Source organism: Clostridium sp. AM49-4BH (genome assembly GCF_003478335.1).
In the GTDB taxonomy this organism is placed as follows: Bacteria; Bacillota; Clostridia; order Lachnospirales; family Lachnospiraceae; genus Butyribacter.
The window spans coordinates 1-4,984 of sequence record NZ_QUFB01000091.1 but is presented as its reverse complement, the minus strand read 5'-3'; the positions used below and the strand labels follow the sequence as shown (position 1 = coordinate 4,984).

Sequence of the window (4,984 nt, the reverse complement as noted above, 5' to 3'; positions counted from 1 at the left end):
ATGCGCTACGTCACGTTACTTAATGTCTCTGAAATACGAGACATAAGTAACGACGAGCGCAAAGTCCCTTTCAAAAATGATGAATACCTTGCTTCCGGGACTTCGAGTTTCCGTAAGGCATGTAAATCATACATCAGAGACAACAAAATCTAGAAATCACCGTAAAAACTAATTGCGGCAAGGCAATTGCTATAGTTTCTTCATGGCAGGACCCACAATATGGTGGCTGCAAAATATAATGAAACTATCGACATAATAAGCAATATGTGACTAGATGGCAGCTTCGGATGTGCGAAGTTTGAAATAGTTATAGTTAATCTCCTATTAAAATGTTACGCATATAGAATATTCTCTCTTCATATATATGGAAGTTCCTGCTTAGATAGAACTTCTAGAGGCGCGAAGTTCGGATTACATACATTTTACATAAATTTTAGGCGTGGCAGATTTCAGACTTTACATTGGCACAGTATCCTATTAACCGTAAACAAAATTTAGCCGCACATCTGAAAGAAGCAGATGGAAAACACGGTTAAGAGTGACCGTGTGGAGGGAAGAGAAAAGGAGATTATTAAAATGAGAGCAAAGAAATTATTAGCAGTAGGATTGAGTGTATTATGTGTAGCAAGCTTGGTGACAGGCTGTGGCAGCAAAAAGGGTGACAAAGCAGCAGGTGGATCCAAACCGATTTCTGTTGTAACCAGAGAAGATGGTTCCGGTACCAGAGGCGCTTTCATTGAGCTGTTCGGTATTGAACAGGAAGAGGGTGGCAAGAAAGTAGATAAGACCACAGCAAGTGCTTCCGTATCACAGAGTACAGAGGTTATGATGACAACAGTAGCCGGAGATGAATATGCGATCGGTTATACATCACTTGGTGCATTAAACGATAAGGTAAAGGCATTGAAAGTTGATGGCGTGGAAGCAACAGCAGAGAACGTAAAAAGCGGTACATACAAGATTTCCCGTCCTTTCAACATTGCTACCAAAAAAGATGTCAGCGAAGCAGCACAGGATTTCATCAATTACATCATGAGTGCTGATGGACAGAAAGTAGTAGAAGACAATGGTTACATCGCAGTTTCCGAAAATGCAGCATTCAAAAGTAATGGTGCGAAAGGTAAGATCGTCGTTGCCGGTTCTTCTTCGGTAACACCGGTTATGGAAAAATTAGCAGAGGCATATCAGAAAGTAAACACAGGTGCACAGGTGGAAGTTCAGCAGAGTGATTCTACAACAGGTATGACTTCTGCAGCAGAGGGAACTTGTGATATCGGTATGGCATCCCGTGACTTGAAGGACAGTGAGACACAGGCAGGTCTTACTCCAACCGCAATCGCATTAGATGGTGTCGCAGTAATCGTAAATAACAAAAATTCCTTAGAGGATATTTCCTCCGATGCCGTTAAGAACATTTACACAGGTACAACAACAGACTGGGCAGATGTGAAATAAGGAATCCTGACAGGTATACCTGCACATAGACAATGTGTGCAGGCAGCCGACCACAGACTTGTGGGCTGGGAAAGGAATGAGGATTGATATGACACTACAAAAAGTAAAAGAAAAAGGGATGGAGTTTGTCTTTATGCTCTGTGCCTGTGTCTCGATACTGGCAGTTGCATTGATCTGTATCTTCCTGTTTGCAAATGGTGTTCCCGCTATGGCAAAGATTGGCTTCGGCAAATTTTTGCTGGGGCGCACCTGGCAGGCAGGAAATGGCCTGTTTGGAATCTTTCCAATGATCATCGGAAGTATCTATGTTACAGCAGGAGCGATCATTGTCGGAGTGCCAATTGGAATTTTGGCAGCAGTATTTTTGGCAAGGTTTTGCCCTAAACCGTTATACCGCATTATGAAACCGGGCGTGGAGCTGTTAGCAGGTATTCCGTCTGTTGTATACGGTTTCTTCGGATTGATGATCATCGTACCGTGGGTGCGTGACACGTTTCGTCCTTACTATGGAGGTAACGGACTCAGCTTGTTTTCCGCGGCTTTGCTGCTCGGAATCATGATCCTGCCAACGATCATCAGTATATCGGAATCAGCGATCCGTTCCGTACCGGATAAATATTATCAAGGCGCATTGGCACTTGGTGCTACACATGAAAGAAGCGTATTTCGAACAGTGGTACCAGCCGCAAAATCCGGTATCATGGCAGGTATTGTACTAGGAATCGGGCGTGCCTTTGGCGAGACAATGGCTGTCATTATGATTGCCGGCAATCAGGCATGGATACCCGACAACATGTTTCAGGGAATCCGAACTTTGACCGCCAATATCGTTATGGAAATGGGATATGCGCAGGATCTGCATCGTGAAGCATTGATCGCAACGGGTGTTGTACTCTTTGTATTTATCCTGATCATCAATACACTTTTTTCCATATTGAAGAGAAGGGAGGCAAAATAACCTATGGAACAGGCAATTAATGTACAAAGTCTGGCGCAAAAACGCCGCACTTACTTTAAGCATCCAGGTTCACTCATTGTCTTTTTACTCACTTGGCTGGCAGCACTGTTGACAATGGGGGTACTTGTCTTCCTGATCGGCTATATTTTGATCAAAGGTGTCCCATTTTTGACACCGGACTTATTCAAACTGGAATATAATTCTGACAATGTATCAATGCTTCCGGCGTTGATCAATACACTGCTTATGACAGTGTTAGCCTTATTGATCGCCGGACCGCTTGGCATCTTTGCAGCAATCTATATGGTTGAATATGCCAAAAAAGGCAACAAAGTTGTCGGTGTCGTTCGGGTGACGGCAGAAACATTATCCGGTATTCCATCTATTGTGTATGGATTGTTTGGTGCATTGTTTTTCGTCACATTTTTGCATTTGCGGTTATCTTTGATCTCCGGTGCACTTACCGTGGCGATCATGGTTCTGCCGACAATTCTGAGAACGACAGAGGAAGCGTTGATCGCAGTGCCGGCCAGTTTCCGAGAGGGAAGCTTTGGACTGGGAGCCGGCAAGCTTCGTACCGTATTTCGGATCGTATTACCATCTGCGGTACCGGGCATTCTTTCCGGTGTAATTCTTGCAACCGGACGAATCGTCGGAGAAACGGCAGCGCTGATCTATACAGCAGGAACAACCGCAAAACTGCCCCAAAACCTGTTATCTTCTACGAGAACCTTATCGGTGCATATGTATATGCTGTCGGGCGAAGGATTTCACACGGATCAGGCATTTGCAACCGCTGTAATATTGCTGATATTGGTTATCGTGATCAACTTGATCTCGAACCTGCTTGCAAGCAGATTAACAGCTAAAGGTATTCAGAAATAAAGTAAGAAGCAGGTTAGCAGCCAAAGGCATTCAGAAATAAAGTAAGAAAGGTATGGTTATTATGGATACAACCTATACAAATGTGGTGGATGCATCGACATCCCAGATAGCATCAGATACCAAGTTTCACGTTGCAGGACTGGACTTGTATTATGATAAATTTCACGCATTAAAAGATATCAATATTGATATTCCGGAAAAGCAGATCACAGCGTTTATCGGACCATCCGGTTGTGGTAAATCCACATTCTTAAAATCGCTCAACCGTATGAATGATCTTGTAGAAGGCTGTCGGATCACCGGCGAAGTAAAGCTTGGCGAGCAGGATATTTACGGAGACATTGACATCAATCATCTGCGCAAACGTGTGGGAATGGTTTTTCAGAATCCAAATCCATTTCCGATGAGTATATATGACAACATCGCGTATGGACCACGCACGCATGGCATTCATTCTAAACAGAAATTAGATGTTATTGTCGAAAAGTCTCTCAGACAGGCGGCAATTTGGGATGAATTGAAAGATCGTCTCAAAAAGTCAGCACTTGGTTTGTCGGGTGGACAGCAGCAGCGTTTATGTATTGCACGCGCACTTGCTGTAGAACCGGAGGTTATCTTAATGGATGAGCCGACATCGGCTCTTGATCCGATTTCAACATCCCGTATTGAGGATTTGGCGATCGAGCTCAAAAAAGACTATACGATCATTATGGTCACACATAATATGCAGCAGGCAACTCGTATCTCGGACCGAACAGCATTTTTCCTGTTGGGAGAAATGGTTGAGTATGGAGCAACGGATAAATTGTTTTCTGTACCACAGGATAAACGCACGGAAGATTATATCACAGGAAGATTTGGATAGGGGGAAGCGAAGGTATGCGAAATCGATTTGATAATCAGTTGGAAAAACTTAATAATGAATTGATCGAGATGGGCAGCATGATCGAGCAGGCGATCGAAAAGGCAATTAGTGCATTAGTGAATAACGATGTTGAACTTGCTAAAACTGTCATTGAAGGCGATGAAGATATTGATCATCAGGAACGACGTATTGAAAGTTTGTGTATGAAATTGTTATTACAGCAGCAACCTGTTGCCAAGGATTTCCGCCTTATTTCGTCTGCCCTCAAAATGATCACAGATATGGAACGTATTGGCGATCATGCGGCAGATATTTCAGAAATGACCGTCTGGATATATGGTGAAAATTATGTCACCCATCTTAATCTGCTCGAAGAAATGGCAAAAGAAGTCACCGTTATGCTTGTTGGAAGTATTGACGCTTTCGTATGTAAAAATCTCAAACAGGCAGAAGAAGTCATTGCAAAAGATGATATTGTAGATGATCTTTTCCTCAAAGTAAAGGAAGAAGTCATCCAGATGCTGCGTGAGTCTGATGGCTCCGGTGAGGAAGCGGCGGACTTATTGCTTATTGCTAAATATTTTGAACGCATTGGCGACCATGCAACCAATATTTCTGAATGGGTCATCTACTCCATCACCGGAAAACATGTATCCTAAAGGCTGAAAATGGGCTTCGGGGGTAGAGAAAAAGTCCCGTCATAGGCAGAGAAGTCTACCCTAAAGGCTAGATATAGGCTTCCGGGGTAGAGAAAAAGTCCCGTCATAGGCCGAGAAGTCTACCCTAAAGGCTGGGAATAGGCTTCGGGGTAGAGAAAAAGT

At 43.5% G+C, this 4,984-nt stretch carries 5 protein-coding genes; all 5 read left to right on the top strand.

All coding sequences use genetic code 11. From position 1 onward, the window contains the following. Nucleotides 1-576 precede the first annotated feature (576 nt). The gene (locus tag DW981_RS14150; protein ID WP_022024268.1) at nt 577-1,455 is read left to right on the top strand and encodes a substrate-binding domain-containing protein; all 879 of its coding nucleotides are present in this window, start codon (nt 577-579) and stop codon (nt 1,453-1,455) included. Between the two features lie 88 nt (nt 1,456-1,543). After that, a complete protein-coding gene (pstC, locus tag DW981_RS14145; RefSeq protein WP_118508194.1) occupies nt 1,544-2,413 on the top strand; it encodes a phosphate ABC transporter permease subunit PstC in 870 nt (289 codons plus the stop codon). A gap of 3 nt (nt 2,414-2,416) precedes the next feature. Continuing rightward, nucleotides 2,417-3,298 carry a phosphate ABC transporter permease PstA gene (gene pstA, locus DW981_RS14140; RefSeq protein WP_118508193.1) on the top strand — a complete coding sequence of 294 codons (882 nt, stop codon included), beginning with the start codon at nt 2,417-2,419 and terminating at the stop codon, nt 3,296-3,298. Nucleotides 3,299-3,359: 61 nt separating this feature from the next. Beyond that, a complete protein-coding gene (gene pstB / locus DW981_RS14135; RefSeq protein WP_022024271.1) occupies nt 3,360-4,163 on the top strand; it encodes a phosphate ABC transporter ATP-binding protein PstB in 804 nt (267 codons plus the stop codon). A 14-nt stretch (nt 4,164-4,177) separates the two neighbouring features. Further along, on the top strand, nt 4,178-4,822 hold the full coding sequence (gene phoU / locus DW981_RS14130) for a phosphate signaling complex protein PhoU (RefSeq protein ID WP_118508192.1): 645 nt from the start codon (nt 4,178-4,180) through the stop codon (nt 4,820-4,822). The last annotated feature ends 162 nt before the right edge of the window (nt 4,823-4,984 follow it).

Bases quoted from the DNA above. Each gene is read 5' to 3' on its own strand.
- pstB (WP_022024271.1), top strand. From the start codon at position 3,360: ATGGATACAACCTATACAAATGTGGTGGATGCATCGACATCCCAGATA.
- pstA (WP_118508193.1), top strand. From the start codon at position 2,417: ATGGAACAGGCAATTAATGTACAAAGTCTGGCGCAAAAACGCCGCACT.
- DW981_RS14150 (WP_022024268.1), top strand. From the start codon at position 577: ATGAGAGCAAAGAAATTATTAGCAGTAGGATTGAGTGTATTATGTGTA.
- pstC (WP_118508194.1), top strand. From the start codon at position 1,544: ATGACACTACAAAAAGTAAAAGAAAAAGGGATGGAGTTTGTCTTTATG.
- phoU (WP_118508192.1), top strand. From the start codon at position 4,178: ATGCGAAATCGATTTGATAATCAGTTGGAAAAACTTAATAATGAATTG.